This is a genomic window from Deinococcus piscis (assembly GCF_014653275.1).
In the GTDB taxonomy this organism is placed as follows: domain Bacteria; phylum Deinococcota; class Deinococci; order Deinococcales; family Deinococcaceae; genus Deinococcus; species Deinococcus piscis.
In genome coordinates this window covers 1-746 of record NZ_BNAL01000093.1, presented here as the reverse complement: position 1 = coordinate 746, position 746 = coordinate 1, and the positions used below count along the sequence as shown (strand labels likewise).

Below are 746 nucleotides of genomic sequence, written 5' to 3'. Positions count from 1 at the left end.
ACAGCTGACGGGCCTCCTCAACCTTCCACCTCAGGGCATTCTGAAGGTATTCAGACCCATAGCGAACCAGGCTCACGGCTCTACGGCCGTGAGCCAACACTTTGATGGGTTTGATGTTGTGTCGCCAAATGCCCACCTTCAAACAACATACCCAGGCCAGCACCACCAGACCAAAAAGCCGTTCCAGATGAGCTTTACGCGTGACCGCTGTCCGCTCAAGATCAAATCCTCTGGATTTGAGGCTGCTGAACGTACATTCGATAGACCAGCGCTGCTTGTACAGTTGCCAGGTTTCCCAGATGCTGAAATCTGTGGCAATCAGCACCAGGTCACCAGCTGGTGACCTGGTCGCCACGACCTGCATCACTTCACCGAAGACATTGGCTTTCTCGAAGAGACAGCGGAACTGACCAGCTTCAATATCTTCGAACCAGGCATCACCCCGCAGGCTATCCAGCCGTGTATTTCGGCGGACGCGTACCGCACGGTGAATACCATGACGACGCAGAAAACGGAACCAGTCCCGCCCAACAAATTCTCTGTCGGCGATCAGTCCCTTCCAGCGGTGTGCGGGCAAAAACTGAAGCAGGCGGCCCACCAGCCACATCCTGGCCAGAGTGTCACTATTGCCAGAATGACCGAGCGCGGTCCACATCAAAGGGACCGTGTAGCCCTGCACCACGGCACCGATGACCAGCAAGTTGAGCGAAGATTCGCCGTGTTCCCAGTTGGTGCGGTCAAGGGTG

1 protein-coding gene is annotated in these 746 nt (G+C 56.2%); it reads right to left on the bottom strand.

The window, feature by feature from the left end; translation table 11 throughout:
* Positions 1-746, bottom strand: a 746-nt coding sequence (locus IE158_RS13445; RefSeq protein ID WP_189644210.1) for a transposase, incomplete at both ends; no start/stop codon positions are given.